Origin of the sequence: Micromonospora fulviviridis, from assembly GCF_014648395.1 — a bacterium.
GTDB classification, from domain to species: Bacteria; Actinomycetota; Actinomycetes; order Mycobacteriales; family Micromonosporaceae; genus Micromonospora; species Micromonospora fulviviridis.
The window spans coordinates 716604-736199 of the sequence record NZ_BMRA01000002.1; the positions used below are offsets into that span (position 1 = coordinate 716604).

Here is a 19596-nt window from a genome sequence, read left to right on the forward strand (position 1 = left end):
AGGTCAGCGGGCTGCGCAGCCAGCCCGACGACCGGCGGGTCTCAGGGGAACGTGCGTCGGGCGACTCCGACAGGAACTACGAGGAACGCGCCCGAGCGAGGCTCTCCGGTGTGCAACCGACAGATGCGTCTGCGGTGGGGTGAGCCCTCCGACCTCGCGAGAGAGGCCGCCGTCTCCCGTCTGGCCCAGTCACCAGCCCAGCATGCATTCACCCACCTCCCCATGGCGGTTCTGCCGACCCTACAGCCAGGGTCCTGCCAACGGGACCCCCGACCGGCCACTGGTTCAGTACCAGTGCAGACCGCAGGGACGACTGAATGCTCAATGTTGCGAAGGAAAATGTTGCTGTAGAAAGCTCTGCCATGGGTCGAGCATGGAGCCTCCTCACGATCGACGATGACGACCGCCAGTTCGGGGGCAACTCTGGCTATCGGGACATTCTGGGCAGCCGCTATGCCTGGGACAACACCGTCCCGCACCATGCCTCCGTCCGGCCGGGAGACCTCGCCGTGCTACGTGACCGCAACTTCGTCCTCGGGGTCGGCTGGATCGACGATATTCACACCGAGACACAGACCAAGGTGAGGCGTCGTTGCCCCGAATGCCGGAACACCTCGTTCAAACCGCGTAAGCAGGCAACACCGCGTTACAAATGCTCACCCTGCCAGGCAACCTTCGACCTGCCGGTTGAGGAGAGCATCGACGTTACTGTCTATGTGGGTGACTACACCCGTACCTGGCGGCCAACCAGGGATTTCCGGGTGACTGAGCTGACGCCCGCCTACCTTTCCCGCTCCCAGCAGCACTCAATTCGGGAGCTCGACCCAGACTTGGCCCTGCATCTGTTCTCCGACTCTGTCGACCCGAGCCTGCAGTGGTGGATCGCTTCGACCGACCCGCAGATCCCGGGTGGGCACCGCAACACGCTCGGCCGCTACCGAATCGGGCAGGCGAAGTTCAGGCAGGTGCTCCGCCAACGGTTCGGTGACCGCTGCCTCATCACGGGGCCGCAGCCCGCTGCTGCCATCGAAGCCGCCCATCTTTACCGCTACTGCAACGCCGGCGAGCACGATGTACAGGGCGGCATTCTGCTTCGCCGGGACCTGCATTCGCTCTTCGATCATTTCCTGCTAGCTGTCGACCCGGCCGGCTGGATCGTACGCTTAGCGCCCTCGCTACTGCCTTTTCCGGAGCTTGCGCTTCTCGACGGCAGGGTCCTAGCCATTCCTGCTGACGTCCGCCCCCGTCCGGACTACCTGGAGGCCCACCTGGCCTGGGCGTTGGATCTCTGGTCGTCGAAGGGATCGCAAGTATGAGCTGCCAGCGCATTCCGCCTCGCGTTCCTCCTGCGGCACCATGACGTCTGACCGAGGGCGAGGCCGGTAGCGGCCTCAGCCGTTCACGTACACGAGCACCGCGCAGGCGGGCAGTGCCGAAGCGAACGGTGCCGCACTCCGGTACGCGCAACGTCAGCCACTCCGCACGGGGCCAGCCTTCCACAGGCTGGTGGCCGCCGACCCGTGGGCGGCGGCCACCAGTGTTCAAGCGGTCCACGCGCTATTGGACGGCCACCCTCTGCTTGTTGTAGTTGCTGCCTTCACCGTCCGGCTTGTAGTTGCTCTCTACGTTGCCGGCGACGTCGATCGAGAACCAATTGACGGTGGTGTCGCTGTTCACCGTGATGTTCTGGACCCCCTCCCGCATTCCAGCCAGCGCCAGCTTCGGCGAGTTGTACGTCGGCCGACTGCCGTCGAGCGTGTAGTACACGTTCGCCGGCTCGCTCGTACTGAACGTGAACGCCGTAGCTCCCGCCTCCTGCTTGACCACCTTCAGCGACGTCTTCGGCTGGATCTTGTCCGTCGCGTACGCCCGGGCCACCTCAAGGATGCCGATGTTGCCGTTGGCGAACTCCATCGCTTCCTCGTGCCCCTCGGCAAACGGTGGCTGGAAGCCGACCGCGCTGAACCGCCCGGTCGCAGGATTGTAGATGTCCGCGCCGACCTCGAAGTCCCAACCGATGATGCCCCGGTTGTACCAGTGCTCATCGGCGCTGTTGCCGGCCGCCGAGTACAGCACGTCGGTCACCGGTCCGGTGCGGCCCGGCCAGATCGCCGTGCCCCGGTATTCCTGGACCCGGGAGAGGATGTAGTCGGAGGAGGTCCAGAAGTACGCCTCGGTGCCCTGGTCGACCCGCGGCAGCACCTCCCGCCCCTCGGCCTTGTACGCCCCCGGCGGCCACATGAAGTACCCGCCGTAGGAGTGGGTGTTCATCGAGAGCTTGATGTTCGGGAAGGTGTCGACCAGCCAGACCTCGTTGCGCGCCTCCGGCTCGGACAGCTCGTTCGGCCCGGCGAACGTGTCGCTGACGCAGTTGGTGGCCGATGCGCCGACGTAGCCGTCGAAGACGGAGCCGACCGAGAAGTTCCGGTTGATGTCGACGCCCCAGGCGTTGCGGCGGCCGGGGTCGGCGTTGGACGCCGGGCAGTAGTTGGTCAGGTTCCGCCGCTGCATGTTGAAGTCGTACATGCTGTAGTGCGCGCCGTCGGGGTTGACGACCGGCAGGATGAAGATGTCCAGGTCGTCGACGATCTTGCGGGTGTCCGGGTCCTTGGCGTAGTTGCGCAGCAGCCGCTCGGCGGACTCCACGCAGACCAGCGGGGTCACCCACTCCCGGGCGTGCTCCTGGCAGTAGAGGAAGACGCCGACCTTCGAGCCGTCGCGGTGCTTGCCGATGCGCAGCACCTTCATCTGGAACGGCTCGCGGGACACGCTCGCCGGCGCCTTCAGGTTGTCGGTCAGCTGGGTCACCGGAGCGGCGGCCACCACGCCGGCGCCGGCGTTGCCCCGGTACGTGCTGGCGGTGAGCAGCTTGGCCGCGTCGGCGTTGCTGTTGACCGCGGCGACGACCTGCGCCGCCGTGCTGGTGATCGCGCCGGAGCCGTTGGTGGCCAGGCGCACCGTGACGGCCTTGCCGGACACGCTCACCGTCAGCGGGGCGTTCGCCGCAGCCGGGTCGTCCAGGGCCATGGTGACGTCGTTGCCACCTTCGGAGCCGTACGCGGTCGAGGTGACGTAGAGGGTGCTCGCCGCGGCGGTGCCGAACTGCGCCTGCGCGTTGCGCCGGTAGCCGTTCGTCTTGTACGGCAGGTCGATCAGCTCGGTCAGCTTCGGGAACTCCGCGGCCAGGCCGGTGAACCGCGCGGTGACCTCGGTCGGGTCCATGTAGTGGTCGACGAAGTCCGACACGTACGGGTGCTTGCCGGGGTCCTTGCGCGGGCTGCCCAGCCACTTCGCGACGTCGACGGTGGTCGAGCCGCCCTTGTTGCTGGTGATGGTGGCCCTGGCCGGTGCGGCGGCGACGGGGACCGGGTTGCTGAACCGGTGGTACATGTACTGGCCGGCGTCGGTGAACCGGGACATGGTGGCGGTGCCGCCGGAGCCGATCTCCGTGCCGGGTCCGCTGTCCCAGCTCGCCGTCAGCACGGTCGTCGAGTCGGTGCCGGCGCTCGACTTCACCTCGATGTTGAGGAAGAGCTGGTTGTCGAGGCTGGAGAACCATTCGGCCCGCAGCACGGTCAGGGTGTCGGTGGTGGCGGTCGCCGCCGTTGCGGCTCGGATGGCGGCGGAGCGTTCGGCCATGTTCTGCGCGTAGTCGCTCTGGTCGGAGATGGCGTCCTGGACGTCGAAGCCCTTGTCGCGCAGCGCCTGACTCTCCTCGGGGCTGAGGATGGCGTGCACCTCGATGCCGTTGTCGACGGGCTTGACGTACTCGGCGAGGTCGACGCCGAGTTGGTTGAGGCGGTCGATGCGCGACTTGTCGGCGACGACGATGCGCATCAGGCCGACGCCGTTCTGTTCGCCGGTCGACGAGCGGTCGGGGGCCACGGCGCGGTCCGTGGTCGGGCTGGCGAGGCCGGGTGCGCTGGTGGCGAGCGCCAGTGGTAGGGCGAGTAGGGCGAGGAATCGGCGCGGTCCGTGGGATCTTCCTGTACTCCTCATGAGAGTCCTTCCGGCGAGGCGATCCAGAAGGCCGCGCAGTCGAGGAGTCGGGGTAGGTCACCCCGGCTGCCGCAGCTACACAAAGCGTCGTCGCCGTATCACCATCAGTCAAGATCTATGGCGGCCCGGAACTTCGTCCGCGCGGGAAGCGGTAGCCGCAGACGCCGGCGGCCAGCATGTGGACGAGGTCGCCGGGCGGGACCCGGCGCCGGGCCGGGACAGCGTGACGGTCAGCCAGTGATGGTCAGCTCCACCGGCAGGCCCTGCGTCACCTCCAGGACTGCCCGCTCCCCCAATGGTCGGGACAGCTTGAGGGTGGCGCTGCGCTGCGCTCCGATGGCCAGGCATGCCTCGTCCTTGGCGTGCCGGTACTCGATGACGATCACGACGACTGCCAGGTCCGACTCGGCCGCTTCGGCGCCGTAGTCGGCCCCGCACGGCTTGCTGCGGGGGCCGGGCGTGCCGGTGAAGGTGACGGTCAGTTCGCTGCTCGCGGTCGTGGTGGTCGCTGACTCGATCGCCAGCCCCTCGTGTGGGTGATCGGCGTCCCAGGGCGGCGGGGTCACCCGGACGATGGCCGACGGATCCACGGCGACTCGCGCCAGCCGCACGGTCGTTCCATCGAGGGTGTATTCCCACGCCGGGGCGGTCGCCGGGCCGCGGGTGGTCGGGACCGTCATGGTGGTCAGGCGAGCCCCGGTGAGCTTGAGCGGCGCGCAGCCGGAACAGTCGCCCGTCCCCGAGTCGCGTAGCTGCGTCAACGCCCCGTCCGCCGAGATCAACGGTACGTCCTGTCGGGTGCCGTTGGCCCAGACGATGGTGCCGGCCGGCGTCGGCGCCCCGGGCAGCGTCGAGGCGGCCTCGACGCGGCCGGCCGACAGGGCCTCCTTGTAGACCCCGTTCGCCGGCTCCCAGTCGCCGAGTTGGCGGGTCAGCTCCCCCACCGGAACGAAGCGCGCACCTCCCGCGGCGCGAACCGCCTGGTCGTACCGGGTCAGGGCACCGCCTGCCTGCTGGCGCAGCCCGTCGAGCGGGTCGATGGCCGGGCTGTTCCCGGCGGCCCCACAACCGCCGAGCAGGGCCGCGACCGTGATCCAGGGCAGTACCCGGCGCCGACGCATCCTCGCTGCCTCCATCTCCGTGAGACGCCCGCACGCCGGTCCGGGTTGCACCTCACCGGCGTACGGGCGTCGGCTCGATGGAACCCGAACGGCCGGTCCTGCGCCCGCCGGAGCCGACCGCTACGCGCTCGCCACGCTCGCGGGCTCCGGCGGCGTCTGCGGCCCACTGACCCGCCGCTCGTCCCCGTGCCCCGGCCACCACGCTTTGTGCCCGATCAGCGCCGTCAACGCCGGCACGAAGAACATCGACATGACGAACGCGGACAGCACGATCCCGATCGCCACCGCGAACCCCATCTGCTGCAGGAACGAGATCGGCGCCAGCATCAGCACCCCGAACGTCCCGGCCAGGATGAGCCCGGCCGCGGCAACAGTCGGCCCCGCATGCTCCACGCCGATAGCGGCAGCCTGGTGCGGCTCGTTCCCCTCCCGAGCTTCCTCCCTGAGCCGGGCGATCATCAGGATGTTGTAGTCCGTCCCGATCGCCACCACGAAGAGATACAGGATGATCGGCAACTGGAAGGTCACCCCGGGCTTGTCCTGCAACCCCTGGAACAGGTAGACCGTCGCCCCCAGCGTCGCCGCGAAGTTGAGCAGCACCGCGATCACCAGGTAGATCGGCGCGACGAGGCTGCGCAGCAACAGCGCGAGGATGAGCGCGATCAACCCCGCCGCCACGGGCAGGATCACGGACAGGTCCCGGTTGTTCGCCGAGTTGATGTCCGCGAAGATCGCGGTGGTCCCGCCGACCAGCGCCTTGGTGCCGGGTGGGGCTGCCTCGTGCACGGCGTCGCGCAGGTCGTCCCGGACCAGCGTGATCGCCTCGTTGGAGACAGGGTTCTCGTTCAGCAGCAGGTTGACCCGGGCCACGCTCGGGTCGCTGCTCCGCTCCGGCGGCTGCACCCGGCCCACGCCCGGGGCCTTCGCCGCGGCCGCCGCGAAGTCGGTGATCTGCTGCTCGGTCAGCGGCGTCCCGTTGCCGGTGGTCAGGTAGACCTCGGTGGGGGCGAGGGCGCCGGCGGCGAACCCGCGCTGGAGGTCCTTGGCGGCCTTCGCCGACTCGGTGTCCTGGGGGAAGCCGGCGCTGAAGTCGTAGTCGGCCTTGTAGCCGAGCACGCCCGCGGCGAGCGCGACCAGCAGGGCGCCGGAGGCCGCCGCGACGAGCGCGGGCCGGCGGCCGACGGCGGTGCCGAGGCGCCGCGACAGGGTGGCCTTGGGGGTACGCTGCCACGCCTTCGACGGCCAGAAGACGTAGCGGCCGAGCAGGGAGACGACCGCCGGGATGAGGGTGAGCGAGGTGATCAGCATGACGGCGACGGCGATGGCGAGCGCCGGGCCGAGCGAGCCGAAGAAGCCCAGCGAGGCGAGGAGCAGCACGAGGAACGCGACGATGACCGCTCCCGCGGCCGAGGTGATGACCTCGCCGACGCGCTCGACGGAGACGATCATGGCGGTGCGCTTGTCGTCGCCGGCACGCAGCCGTTCGCGGTAGCGGAAGAGCAGGAACAGGATGTAGTCGGTGCCGATGCCGAACAGCACGATCAGCAGGATCGTCTGCAGGTCCTGGCTGACGTTGAGGTCGAACGCCTTGCCGGCCGCGGCGACGAGCCCGGTCGTGATGGTCATGACGATGCTGACGACCACGACGGGCAGCAGCGCGGCGATGGGGCTGCGGAAGATGATCAGGATCAGTCCGATGATCAGGATGATCGTGGCGACGCCGACCACGGCGAAGGCCTTGTTGAAGGTGTCCTCGTTGTCGACGAAGCTCGCCACGTCGCCGGCCACGCCCGCGGTCAGCCCGCTGCCGGCCAGCTCCGGCCCCATGGCGGACCGCAGATCGCGTACGGAGCTGAGCAGGGCCGGGTCGTCCGGGGTGGTGGCGTCGAGGCCGACGTTGACCACCTGCACCGACTTGTCCGGCGCGACGGCCGGCGGGCCGGTCTGGTAGCCGGACGTGGCCGGGATGTTCCGGGCCTTGAGCGCCTGGGCGAACTGCCCGACCTTCGCCTCGTCTGCCGGCGTGAGCGGCTTCCCGTCCGCGCGCTTGACCACGATGGTGGCCGTGGCGGTGGCCTGCTGCGGGAACGCCTTCATGCCGAGTTCGGTGGCCTGCACCGACTCGTACGAGTGGGGCAGGAAGCTCTCCTGGTCGGCGGAGGTGATGTCGCTCAGCGACGGCGTGGTGAGGATGATGGCGGCGGCCGCGATCACCCAGCCCGCGATCACCCACCACGCCTTGCCGACGACGAATCTGCCCAGCCGCTCGAACATGGTTGCCCCCGTGTGTCCGGCTCTCCTGACGTCCGGGCGGGAACACTGTCGCGCGCCCGCCCGTCACCATGACGGCAGCCCTTCGCTACCCGCGGTGAATCGTACCGCCGGGCGTCCAATCCTTTTCGGACGCCTCGCGGCGTGGGCCCTGTGGACCGACGCCTTACGACGTGGACCGGCGGGCGCGCGCCAGTCGGCGGCCGCCAGCCTCCACGGTGTCGCGCCGCTTGAGCCCGGCCGCGTCGAGTGGCGGCGTGGCCAGCAGGGCGGTGAGCTGGTCCTGCATCCGTTCCAGAGGCCCGTCGGCGCTGTGCAGTCCCTGGTGGAGGTCGCGGAGCACCTCGTCGGATCCGTTGGTGAAGGCCAGTATCTCGGCGAGGGACAGCTGGTGGTTGAAGATCTCCGCCTCGTTCCGCCAGTCGTGCAGCAGGCCGACGAGCGCCTCGTCGCGTCGGGGGGACAGCACGGCCGAGGACAGCGCGGCGTTCACCGCCGACAGGCTCAGGCGGGGGTAGACCTGTCGGCGTGCCGGCTGTGTGGTGCCCGCGGTGAACGGCGGAGAGGACAGGATTCTCCCGTTGTCCCGCAGCTCCTCGCCGATGGCCTGGAGGGCCTCGGCGCGCCGCTCGCGGCCTGCCGCCCACCGTTCGGCGACGATGCCGGTGATGCCGCCGAGCAGGCCCAGGACCTGGACGGTCGGCTCGAAGCTCGACGTGCCGGAGGACCGGGTCCACCAGACGGCACTGACGACGAAGGCCACCGTCAGGCTGCCGGCGGTGACCACCATGATCCAGGTGCGTGGTGCCGTCACCCACGACGGCAGGGCTGCGGGGCGCGGCCGCCCCGGTCCGGTCGTCATTTCCCGGGTCGGCGGAAGACGTCCCGGGCGGCCGTGTCGGGACCGGCGCCGGCGTCGCTGCTGGACAGCAGCATGAGGTCCATGCCGAACCGCCGGACCCGCTCGTACGCCTGGAACTGCGTGAACGCCTCGCTCTCCACGAACAGGCCGGCCTTGGCCAGTGCGGCGGCCAGGGCCTTGAGCTGGTATTTCCGGGTGATGAGGAGGCGGATGGTGTCGCCGCTCGGGAAGTGGACCTCGCTGCGGTTCGGCAGCACGATCTTCAGGTCCTCGGTCGAGCGGTTGCAGTAGATCACCTTGATGACCAGTGACCGGCCCTCCTCGACCACCCCCTCGAAGCGGACGTAGTTCATGTTCACCGAGAGGTCGGTGTTCTGGCGCAGGGCGCTGATGACGAACTCGCGGAACACCCAGCTGGTCTCGTACTCCCGGGCCGCCTGCTGCGCCATCCGCTCGTCGAGGTGGGAGGCGGTGGCGACCTCCACCAGGAGCCGGTCCTGCGGGCGGAGCAGTTGCTTGCTGAGCCGCTCGACCAGGTCGACGTCCTCGTCGAAGTTGGCCATCGTGTTGCCGAGCAGGGAGAACAGCACCGGCTCGTCGCCCATGAGCCGGTCCCGCAGTTCGTTCAGCTCGGCCACGTTCTCTTCGACGGAGAAGTCGAGTTGCACCGGGAGCAGTTGATTCCGGAACTGCCGGAAGAACGGCAGGGACTTTATCGGCCTGAGCCCGAGGCGCAGCATCTCGGCGCTCATGTCCACGGGCACGTAATACATTTCCGGGTTCAACGGGTGAAGGTCGGCCAGCACCACCGCATCCTTCTCCCCGGTTCCCGGGCCGAGGCTGATGTAGTGGTAGGGCCGGCCGTTGTGCCGGGAGTGCAGGTGCCGCCAGCGCCGGCTGAAGGTCTCGATCCCGTCCCTCATGACGGGATAGTTCGGGTCGGTGCAGGCCCGCTGCCAGTTGACCGCCGGCTCGATTCCCCAGTAGGAATAGCCCGAGACGATCCGCTTCTCGTCACCGGTGGACGAGAAGGGCCGCTGCAGCTCGGCGGCCAGCTCGTTGAGCTTTCGGGACTGGTCTTCGCCGACGAGGCACAGCGACCAGGAGAACTCGGTTTCCGAAATGACTTTCTCGAGTCGGCGCAGCAGCTTCAACTGCTCCCTGGCCTGCTGCTCCATGTTGTGCCATCCCCCGCGAGGTCCGACCGTCCCCATGTTTCGCTCAACCCTAATGGGATCGGGGGTGAGGAAGCCATGGTGACAATTGCGGCCCTTCCCGGAGCAGCCGCGTCGCCCAGCCTCGTACCGGTGACACCGACCGGAACCCACGACGGCCCGGCGCGGTGGTCCCTAGCCTGGCGGGAGGCACAGTGGGCCAACTGTCGGGGGGCATCGTGGCGAACGCGGTCTGGGACGCGCTGGATGGCGTACGCGAGGTCGAGATCACCGTGACCGGCCGGAAGACCGGCCGGCAGATCACCCACCCCGTCTGGTTCGTGCTGGACGAGGACAGCGTCTTCCTGGTCCCGGTGACCGGCTCGGACAGCCAGTGGTACAAGAACGTCCGGCAGACCCCGATGATCGAGGTGTCGGCGAACGGCACCGCGTTGAGTTCGAGTGCCACCCCGATCACCGAGGCCGGCCGGGTCAACCACGTGGTGGAGCTGTTCAAGGCCAAGTACGGCGCCGACACGGTGGAGCGCTCCTACCCGAAGCACGACGTGGCGGTCCAGGTCCCGCTCGGGTAGCCGGCCTGGTCGTTATGCGGGCAGAGCCTCCCCGGCGATCCTTCCCGAGGAGGCTCTGACCACTGCTGGCGGACCGGTTCGGCTATCTCACAGGCGCGGGTCCTCCTGGACCTTCAGGGCGTTGAGGATCGGATCGCTCTCGCTCTTTTCGCCGCGAAGCTCGATCTTCAGATCGCCACCGGCATGCTCGACGGTGACCGAGTTCATGTCCGCGGTCAGCGCACCCACCTTCGCCTGGACGTCGTGGTCGTAGAGCACGACCTTGCCGTCGGCCAGAACATCGAAGGCACGCTTGCCGGCCTTGACGTTCTCGATCTCCGCGAAGTCGAGGCCGACCCGGTACGTCCCGGCGGGGGCGTTCTTGAACACGTAGCTGAACGTCTCGCCGGTCCGCTGGGTGCGGAACAGCGCGTCGTCCTCGGTGCCGGCGATGTCGGCTCTGGTGGTACGGGCCTTGCCGCCGACGTAGCCCCACGGCCACGAGCCGAGCTCCTGGTCGGGCGACCAGACGAAGCCGTCGGTGCCGACGTACCCGGATCCGCCCACGTCGACGCCCTGCCAGTAGGCCGAGGTCGCCAGGCGGACCGGCTTGAGCTGGGCCTCGCCCTTGCCGGCGTTCGACGCCACGAGCACGTCCCCGACGAGCACGCCGGGCGCGACGCCGGCGTTGTCGGCCGTCGCCGTGACCGTGGTCGACTCACCGACCGCGAGCTTCACCGTGCCGGTTGCGGCCGCGCCCGTGAGGGTCAGCCATGGAAGGTCGGCGGCCTCGTGCCCACCGTCGCTGGTGCGCTTCTGCTCGCTGAGCCGCACCTCGAGCGGGGCGGAGCCGGTGTTGGTCACGGTCACGTCGGCCGTCGCCTTCTGGCCCTTGTCGAGAAGCCAGTCGAGGTCACCTCCGGTGACGGTGGCGATGCCCGTGGTCAACGCCGTGTCGACCACCTCGGCCTGATCCTTCTTGGCGATGGTCACGGGGTGGCTGGCGGTGACGTAGTTCGGCGACTCGACCTGCACGGTGTTCTCGCCGACCAGCGCCTGGGCCTTCCACCGGCCCTTCGCGTCGGCCGTGATGACCCGCTCACCGTTCGGCCCCTTGAGCGTGACGATCGCGCCCTCGATCGGCTTGCCGTCGTTCTTGTCGGTGACCGTGCCCTCGATCGTGCCCGCGGCCGGGAGGGTGTACTCCAGCCCCAGGCCGGCCTTCAGGATGGGCTGGTTGAAGGAGTACTGGCCCGCAGGGTTGTGCGTCAGGCTCTCCACACCGACCGTCGCCGACGACCCCCGGGTGAGGGGGTTGTCGCCGCCGACGCCGTCGCCGTACCCGATCTGGATGCGGCCGTCGGCGATCAGGGTGACCGAGAAGCTCACGCGAGCCGTCTGGTCGCTGTAGAAGGTGGCGTTGCGCCACTCGATGACCTCAGCGGCCAGGCCGTCCACCTCGGTCCTGCCGAAGTAGATGCCCGCCTCGTCGTCGACGACCAGGTCGTCCCAGAGCGGATAGATCGCGTCGAACGCGTACGGCGACGGCAGCTCCGTATTGCCTCCCACGGCGCTGGCCTGGTCGAAGATCAGCTGGCCGTTCGTCGTCACGCACACGCCGTCCCAGGCCGTGTCGTAGAACGGGAACAGGAAGCTGGAGTCGAACCACAGCACGCCGCAGACGTCATCGCCGTGCCACCCGGACTCCTCCGTGCCCTGGCGGTAGAGCCCGTCGGTCACCTTCATCGAGTACGAGCGACCGGCGGGGGCCACCGGCACGGGGCCCGGCTCCGGCTGCTCGGGCTGGGGCTCCGGCTCCGCCGTGTCTGCCCGCGGGTCGAGCGTCACACGCAGCGCGGCGATGCTCGGGGCCTTCAGGCCCTTCGAGCCCCGCAGCTCCACGGTCAGCGGACCACCCTCGTGCTTCACGACGGCGGTGCGCCAGTCGGCGGCGTTCGGCCCCACGGCCGCGGCCGCGTCGTACGCGTAGTCCGTCAGCGTTCCGTCCACGAGGACGTCGAACACCCGCTTGCCCTTGGCCGCGTTCTCGATCTCGGCGAACCCGAGGTCGATCGCGTAGGTGCCCTTGGGCGCGTCGGGGAAGCGGTAGAACAACTGCTTGTCCGGCGTGGTGCGCTGCGACTGGAACAGGGCGTCGTCCGTCGTACGTTCGATCCCGGACTGGGTGGAGGCGACCTTCGTCTTCCCCTCGTAGCCCCACGCCTCCTTGCCGGCGGCCTGGTCCCCGGACCAGGTGTAGCCGGAGCCGTCGGTGAACTTCGAGCCGCCGGCGTTGACGCCCACCTGGTACTTCGTGGTCGTGAGCGTCACCGGCACGTACGTCTTGGACTGCCGTCCGGAGTCGGACCGCACCACGATGTTCGCGCCGAGGACGCCGGGCTTGGCGTCCTTCGAGGAGATCGAGACCTTGACGGTCGTCGACTGACCCGGGGCGAGGGTGCCGCCGGTCGAGGACAGCGACAGCCACGGCAGGTCGGTGAGCAGGTCGTCCTCGACGTCGACCAGCACGACGTCATCGGCGACCTGGTCCGCCGCCCACAGCGCCCCGGTCGAGTCGGTCTCGAGGCCGCCGCCCTGGGTCGCCTTCTGGCCCGGGAACCACCACGCGTTGACCAGCGAGCAGTCGTCGGGGTCGACCTGCAGCAGCCGGGTGGGCCTGTTGAAGGTGAGGTCGGTGTACCAGATGGTGTCGGACGCCTGGTTGTAGGCCAGGCCCATCACCTCGGGCAGCGGCGGCGCGCAGAACGACAGCAGCGCACCCGCGTTGTCGTGCGACGTCCCGGCGACGGTGCCGATCATGCCGTTCGCCCGGCCGCCGACGTAGAACACGTCCTCCGCCGGGTTGTAGGCGAGGCCGGTCAGCTGCAGCGTGGACCAGTCACCCTTGATCTGCCGGGTCTCCTTCCCGGTCTCCCGGTCGAAGCAGTGGATGTAGCTGGCCGGGCTGTCCTCCATCTGGCACATGTCACCGGTCCTGGTGTCGAGCGCCATGTCGAACGCCCGGTACGCGGGGTTCCACGACGCGTCGAAGACCTTGCCGGTCGGCTTGCCCGACACCGTGTAAGCGGTGTTGGTCCGCGCCATGTAGTCGTGGACCCAGACGTCACCGTCGTACCCGATGCCGGTGGGCTCCTTCTCCGCGATCGTGCCTGGGATGGGGATCCGGGTGATGACATCCCCGCCGGAGGTCGGGCCGACCTTGGCGGCCGCCTGTGCTTCCGCCGTGCTCGCCGTCGCCGCCTTGCCGTCGGCGTTCGACGGCTTCATGCCGCTCGCACCGGCCTTCCAGGCGGTGAGGTCGATCGTGCTGTGCGCACCCGTCCCGGTACGCGTCGTGGCGCCGGCGGCGTCGAGCTCGGGGTGGCGCGCGGCCTCGCCCAGGTCGTACGTGAGCGGGGCGGAACCGGTGTTGGTCAGCGTCAGCGAGCCCACACCGTTCTGGTCGGTGCCCATCACGGCGTCGAGGCCGTCGGCCTTCAGGCCGGCGACGCCCGTGGTGAGGCGCGCGTCGACCGTCGCCTTCGCGTAGAGCTTGTCGAGGGTGAAGTCGTACGACCCCGTCACGTAGTTCGGCGCCTCGACCGTCATCGTGTAGTCGGCGACCGGCAGCTGCCGGTGCACGATGCCCGTCGCGTTGGTCGTGACGCTCTCGACGAGGCCGTCCTTGTCGGTGAACGAGACCTTGGCCCCGGACACCGGCAGCCCGTCGTTCTTGTCGACGACGGTCGCGTCGAGGTAGCCCCAGTCGGGAAGGTCGTAGGTGACGATCTCCCCGTCGTGGAGCACCGGGGCGCTGTCGGAGAACCGGATGCCGTCGACGCCGGCCCAGCCCTGGATGCCGGTGATGGTCTTGGCGCCGCCGGTCACCGGGTCGTCGGTGCCGATGCCGTCGCCGTACCCGAAGATCACCTTGCCCGAGCGGGTGAGCGTGGCCGAGAAGTTGACCGGCTCCGTGTACTCCGACCGGATCGGGTAGGCCCAGATCTTGGCGTTACGGAACTCGACGACGAACGCGTCCTCGCCGTCGACCTTGGTGGCCGCCGTGAAGACACCCCCGCCGGGGGCGAACTCGACGGGGGTCTGGACGTAGAACGGGAAGACGCCCGCACCGCCGCTGCCGGGTCCGGTGCCCTCGTCCGGGGTGATGACGCCGCGCAGGCTGACACCGAGGGTGTCGTGGCTGCCGTTGTAGAGCGCGATCGGGAACGGCAGCTTCACCGTCGCCCACACGCCGCTGGTGAACGCGACCGGCTCGGTGCCGCGCAGGTACTCGCCTTCGGAGACGGCGCAGCTGTAGCCGCCCTCGTCGACGACGTGCCCGACCGGGATCTCCAGCGACGTGTTCTCGGTGCCGACGGTCAGCGGGAGGGACGTCGGCGAGAGGCAGGCGTTGGGCGTGACGGCGAGCCCGTACTGGCCCTCCGGCACACCGGCGATCGTGAACGCGCCGTTGGCGTCCGTACGTACCGGCTTCAGCGGCGTGTCCTTGACGGAGACGTCGGCGTTCGGTACCGGCTGCTTCTTGTCGTCGACGACCCTGCCGCTGATGTCGTGGCGCGCGGCGGCCGTGAGCGGCAGCGTGACGGAGGTGTCCTGGCCGAGGGAGATCGTGACGTTGGCGGTCGCGGTCAGGTAGCCGAAGACCTTGGTGCTGATCTGGTAGTAGCCGACCGGGAGGTTGATCTTGAACCGGCCGTCCTTGTCGGTGCCGATGGACCGGCTGAACGGTCCGCTGATCGTCACGTCGGCGGCGGGTACCGGGGCGCCGTCGGCGGTGACGACACCGGTGAGGGTGCCGCCCTGCCGGGGCGCGAGCTCGAGCAGGCGGACGAGGTCGAGCCGGCCTTCGCCGTACTTGTTGTTGACGTCGGCGGTGCCGCCGCACTCGGTGTCGTCGACGTCGACGGCCGAGTCGGCGAGCAGGCGGCGGGTCTGCTCGACCTGCCCGATGAGGGTCGGGTCGTAGCTCCACAGGTCGGCGACGGCGCCGGCGACGTGGGGAGCCGCCATCGACGTACCGGCCATCTCGACGTAACTGTTGTTCGGGTAGGACGAACGGACGGCGACGCCCGGAGCGGAGATCTCGGGCTTGATCCGGCCACCCTCGCCCTCACCCTTGCGGGAGAACGACGCGAGCGTGCCGTCCGAGTCGTACGCGCCGACGGAGTAGGCGCTCTCGGCGGAGCCGGGCGAGGAGACGGTGTCGCAGGCCGCGTACGGCGTGGTGTTGCCCGATGACCAGACGCTGAAGATGCCCGCGGCGCTCCAGGCCTCGTCGATGGCCTGGAAGAAGTCGTCGAAGTTGTGCTCGACGGTCTGGCCCCACGAGTTGTTGATGACGTGGGGGCGCTTGGACGGGTCAGGGTTGTTCCCGTTGACGTCGGTCGGGGCGAGCAGCCACCAGCCGGACTTGAGCAGCGACTCGACGCCGCTGTTGTCGCAGCAGCCGTTCGTCGCGATCCACTGCGCGTCCGGGGCGACGCCGACGTGGTTGGTGCCGTCGTCGCCGACCATGGTGCCCATGGTGTGCGTGCCGTGTCCGTTGTCGTCGCACGGTGCGCCGGTGCACGTGCCCCGGGTGGCCATCCAGTTGTAGTTGTGGTCGATGGTGCCGTCGGGCTTCGTGCCGCGGTACTGGTGCATCAGGGCGGGGTGGTCGAACTGGACGCCCGAGTCGAGGTTGGACACGGTGATGCCCGCACCGGTGGCGCCCATGGCCCACGCCTCGGGGGCGTGGATGGCGTCCAGACCCCACGTGGTGGTGCCTTCCGCGGCGGCGGCCTTCGGGGCGGCAGGGCGGGCAGCCTGGTCGGCGGGGACCTTCGCATCGACGGGCTCGACCAGCGCGACCTGCGGCGTCGCGTGGATCTCGGCGACCTGCCCGACCGAGGCGACGTCGAGCGCGAGCTTCTGCGTGCCGCCCTTGACGAGCACGGCGTTGACGAGCGGGTAGGACGTGTACTTCACGCCCGCCGCGTCGAGCTCGGCGGCGACGGACGCCGCGGAGCTCTTCGCTGCCGCTTGCAGCGCGTCGTAGACGAACTGACCGCGGGCGGTCCAGTTCGCGATCTTCTTGGCGGGGGCGAGATCGGCCTTGGTGTCGAACGTAATCCAGAAGTCGGAAGCCGGCTGCGTGCGGAAGCGATCCTTCAGGTTCGGCGCGATCTTGTTGGCGGCCGCGCCGGGATCGGGCTCAGCGGCGGACGCCGGTAACGGCTGAATCATGCTCAGGCCGACCGCTGCGGCCAGCGAAGCCGCGAGGGCTTTGAGTCTCATGCAAAGTCCTTCTGCCTACAGGGGTTGGTAGGGGTCGTGGCTCTCGTGGTCGTCGGCACCGTCGGCGTCGTGGGCGTCGGAGGCGTCGCGGGCGCTGACGCGCGGCTCGCGCGACAGCTCGAGAGGTGGCTGGTGCTGGCCGGCGGTGTCGTCACGCGCGACGGGTAGCTCAGGCATGCATTGGCCTACGGCTATGGATCATGCAGTCATGCTCGGCGGACGAGTGACCGCTCGCTATCCAGCGGATACGTCAATTTTCACGACGCGTCGCCGAGGGAGTCCTCTTCTGCGAACACTCCGGCCTCCACCGCCTTGACCGCGAGCGCGGTCCGGGAGCTCACCTTCAGCTTGCGCATCGCCGCACGTAGCTGTTGATCCACCGTGGCCGGCGACTTGGCCAGGACCCGGCTGATCTCCCGGTTCGTCTTGCCGGCGACGACCAGTTGGACCACGTCGAGCTCCCGAGGTGAGAGCTGGTCCCCGTACCCTCGTCGGCCGCCGCGCCACAGTCGCGGGACCTCGGCGCCGTGTTCGCGAAGCCGCTGTGCGACACGGTCCGCATCGCCGCGGGCTCCGAGCCGGAACAGCTGCTCGTACTGTGCGGCCAGCAGCTCTCGACCTTGCTCGATCTGGCCGTGCGCGATGAGCGCCTCGGCTTGACGCTCGCGGGCGAGCATGGCGTCGTAGGGGCGCGGCAACGCGCTCCAGGCGCGCGCCGCCCGCTCGTATGCCGTCGCCGTGCGGGCGTGGTCTCCGGCTGTGGCGAGCAGCAGGGCGCGGCATACGGTGAGCGCGGCGCGAGGCGCAGGCGCCGTCCGGCCGCGCAGTCCTCTGGCGAACTGGTCGCCCAGGCGTGTCGCGGCCTTCAGGTCGCCCGCGGCGAGGTGCGCCTCGATCCGGGCGGGGACGAGGTCCGTCGCCCAGACCCAGATGCCCTTTCTCCGGACGGTGTCCATCGGCTCGTTCGTGACCTGCAGCGCTCGGGCGCTGCTTCCGTCCGTCAACCACAGTCTGGCCAGCGCAGCGGCGGCCTCCATCGTGTCGTCGGCCGCGCCGAGACGGGCGGACTCCTCGAGGACCAGCCGGAACTGCTCCTCCGCGGCGCGCCGCCGTCCTGCTGCGGCTGCCAGCCGGGCCGCGAGGCGAATGCTGCCGAGGTAGTGCGCCGGCCGGTCCCGGTCGGCATCGGCGAGTGCCGCGCTTCGCTCCGCGAGACCCTCCCATCGGCCGGTCAGCCACGCCAGGTTGGCCTCTTCGAGTCGGACGTTGTGCTGCAACCGGGACGCCTGCTCGGCCTCGGCAAGGCGCATGGCCACGGCGAGGTGCTTCTCCGCGTCGGCGTACCGACCCCAGATCAGTGCGCCGGTCCCGACATTCGCGTGGATGCGGGCCACGTCGAGACGCTCCGCCGAGCTCGCGCCGTCGGTGGGCAGGCCGGCGACGACGTCCCAGGCCTCCTCCTCGCCGAGCATGAGCAGCGCCGCGGCTCGGTTGCCGGCCAGGTTCAGCCGCTCCGCGGGGGAATCGAATTCGGCGGCGAGCTCGGCGGCGCGATCCAGCCAACGGCGGTGGGTCGACGCCGGCCATGGCCCCGCATAGGCCCATCCCAGATAGGTCATCGCCCGAGCCGCCTCGACCGGGTCATGGTCGAGGTTGGCCACCGCCTGCTCCAGCTCGCCGAGTGCGGCCTGCGCCTCACCCCCGGTGATCAGCAGCCGACCCAGGGGGTTGCGGATCTCGGCCTGCTGGCGGGCGGACAGATCGGGGGTCTCCAGCACCGAGCGCAAGGTACGGATCACGCGGTGGTAGACCTCATCGACCGGTTCACGCCGGCCCAGTGCGGCTACTCCGGCGATGCGCGCGACTCGTGCCCGGTCCGCCGGCGGCAGCACGGCCCACGACAACAGATCGACCAGCACGTCGACCGCCTTGGTGTGGTCACCCGAGGCCATGGCCAGCTCGGCAACCTGCTCGGCGTACCGCGCCCAGGACCGCGTCTCGCCCGCCTCACGGAAGTGATGGGCAAGGCGTGCCACAGGCGGCGGATGGATGTCCTCCAAGGCACGGCCGGCCAGCAGGTGGAAGTGTCTGCGGTCGGTCAACGGGATCGTTTCGTAGACAGCCGTGGCGGCCAGCACGTGCCGGAATCGCCACCGGCCGCGGTCGTCTCCGTCCAGGACGCCGGCGTCGGCAGCCTCCGCGACAGCGCCTCGACACGCAGTTGGTGACAGACCGGCGGTCATCGCGATCGTGGCCAGCGACGACCGTTCAGCCAACGTGGCCGCGGCACGCAGCACCTGCTGCGCCGTCGGCGACAGACGGCCCACCCGCTCCCGGGTGGAGTCGCGCACCGTTGGCGGCACCTGCAGCTCGCGCAGCTTCAGCCGGACCCACTGCCCGTCGCGAAAGACGAGGTCGGCACGGTCGCACATGAGGCGAACCGACTCCTCCAGCGCCAGCGGAACGCCACCGGTCCGCTCGTGCATGAACGTCGCGAACTCCTGCGACACCGGGTTGCCGTCCAGCATCGAGGACACCAGCGCTGCCGTGTCGTCGGGTCGCATCGGCGCCAGGGCGATCCTCAGCTGGGTCACGCCAGCGGGCAACCGGGACGTCAGCCGCAGCAACAGCGACCCGACGTCCACCTCCTCCGGCCGATAGGAGATCACCAGGCTTGGCCCGTCCGACTGCTGTCGGGAGGTGACGAACAGCAGGAACTCCAAGGTCACCTCGTCGGCCCAGTGAGCGTCCTCGAGCACGAGAACGTCGACACGCAGAGCCCGCAGCAGCTCGTCCAGGGCGCGGAACAGGCGATGCCGTGCCGCCTTCGCATCGTCCAAGGGCGGCAGTGCGGGCGGCAGGTCCGAGGACCATTCAGGGAACAGGGGCCGTAAGGCACCCGCAAGCTCGCTGAGCCGCAATCGCGATACCGGGCGGTCGATCCCACGGAACGCGTCGACGATCGGCCCCAACGTCAGCGACTCGCGAAGCGGTGGGCACACCGAGACCAAAGCGGTGTGCTGGTCCGGCGCGGCCAACCACTCCCGCAGCAGTCGGCTCTTCCCGATCCCCGCCTCGCCCTCCACCAGCACGATCGCCGGTGGCCGGGCCAGGGCGCCCCGAAGCGCCGTCATCTCCCGATCACGACCCACGAAATGCGGCGTGGAAACCGTCGGTGACGTCCGTTCGTCCTCCGGCGAGGGGTCGAGCATGCGTGATGATCTCTCTTTTCGCTGCTCGGGCACAAGTACCATCGCGGCGCGATCCACGTACTGCGGGAAGCGGAGGGCCGGGCTGCCTCGCCCGGCCCTCCCCGACCG

The 19596-nt window shown here is 69.5% G+C and carries 10 protein-coding genes; 2 read left to right on the plus strand and 8 right to left on the minus strand.

Annotated features, from left to right (window positions below; all coding sequences use genetic code 11):
• The first annotated feature begins 317 nt into the window (after positions 1-317).
• Entirely contained in the window at positions 318-1316 is a 999-nt protein-coding gene (locus tag IEY96_RS08300; protein ID WP_189194187.1) for an HNH endonuclease signature motif containing protein, read from the plus strand.
• Positions 1317-1557: 241 nt separating this feature from the next.
• Here the strand turns inward: IEY96_RS08300 and IEY96_RS08305 are convergent, their stop codons facing one another.
• From IEY96_RS08305 to IEY96_RS08325, 5 genes are all read right to left on the minus strand, one after another.
• Positions 1558-3999, minus strand: coding sequence for a M14 family zinc carboxypeptidase (locus tag IEY96_RS08305; protein WP_189194188.1), 2442 nt, complete (start codon positions 3997-3999; stop codon positions 1558-1560).
• A 230-nt stretch (positions 4000-4229) separates the two neighbouring features.
• On the minus strand, positions 4230-5120 hold the full coding sequence (locus IEY96_RS08310) for a hypothetical protein (protein WP_189194189.1): 891 nt from the start codon (positions 5118-5120) through the stop codon (positions 4230-4232).
• A gap of 120 nt (positions 5121-5240) precedes the next feature.
• Positions 5241-7394, minus strand: coding sequence for an MMPL family transporter (locus IEY96_RS08315; RefSeq protein WP_189194190.1), 2154 nt, complete (start codon positions 7392-7394; stop codon positions 5241-5243).
• Between the two features lie 163 nt (positions 7395-7557).
• Entirely contained in the window at positions 7558-8205 is a 648-nt protein-coding gene (locus IEY96_RS08320; protein ID WP_189194191.1) for a hypothetical protein, read from the minus strand.
• 44 nt (positions 8206-8249) lie between these two features.
• Positions 8250-9431: an L-histidine N(alpha)-methyltransferase gene (locus IEY96_RS08325; RefSeq protein WP_189194192.1), complete on the minus strand. Its 1182-nt coding sequence runs from the start codon at positions 9429-9431 to the stop codon at positions 8250-8252.
• Positions 9432-9622: 191 nt separating this feature from the next.
• On the opposite strand from IEY96_RS08325, the gene IEY96_RS08330 reads away from it, so the two are divergent.
• Positions 9623-10000 carry a nitroreductase/quinone reductase family protein gene (locus tag IEY96_RS08330; protein ID WP_229791445.1) on the plus strand — a complete coding sequence of 126 codons (378 nt, stop codon included), beginning with the start codon at positions 9623-9625 and terminating at the stop codon, positions 9998-10000.
• 87 nt (positions 10001-10087) lie between these two features.
• On the opposite strand, the gene IEY96_RS08335 is transcribed toward IEY96_RS08330, so the two are convergent.
• The 3 genes from IEY96_RS08335 to IEY96_RS08345 all read right to left on the minus strand — a co-directional run bounded on the left by IEY96_RS08335 (position 10088) and on the right by IEY96_RS08345 (position 19488).
• Complete coding sequence (locus tag IEY96_RS08335) at positions 10088-16276, minus strand: S8 family serine peptidase (RefSeq protein WP_189194193.1); 6189 nt, start codon at positions 16274-16276, stop codon at positions 10088-10090.
• Between the two features lie 15 nt (positions 16277-16291).
• A complete protein-coding gene (locus IEY96_RS08340; protein ID WP_189194194.1) occupies positions 16292-16453 on the minus strand; it encodes a hypothetical protein in 162 nt (53 codons plus the stop codon).
• Positions 16454-16533: 80 nt separating this feature from the next.
• A complete protein-coding gene (locus IEY96_RS08345; RefSeq protein ID WP_189194195.1) occupies positions 16534-19488 on the minus strand; it encodes an ATP-binding protein in 2955 nt (984 codons plus the stop codon).
• Positions 19489-19596 lie beyond the last annotated feature (108 nt).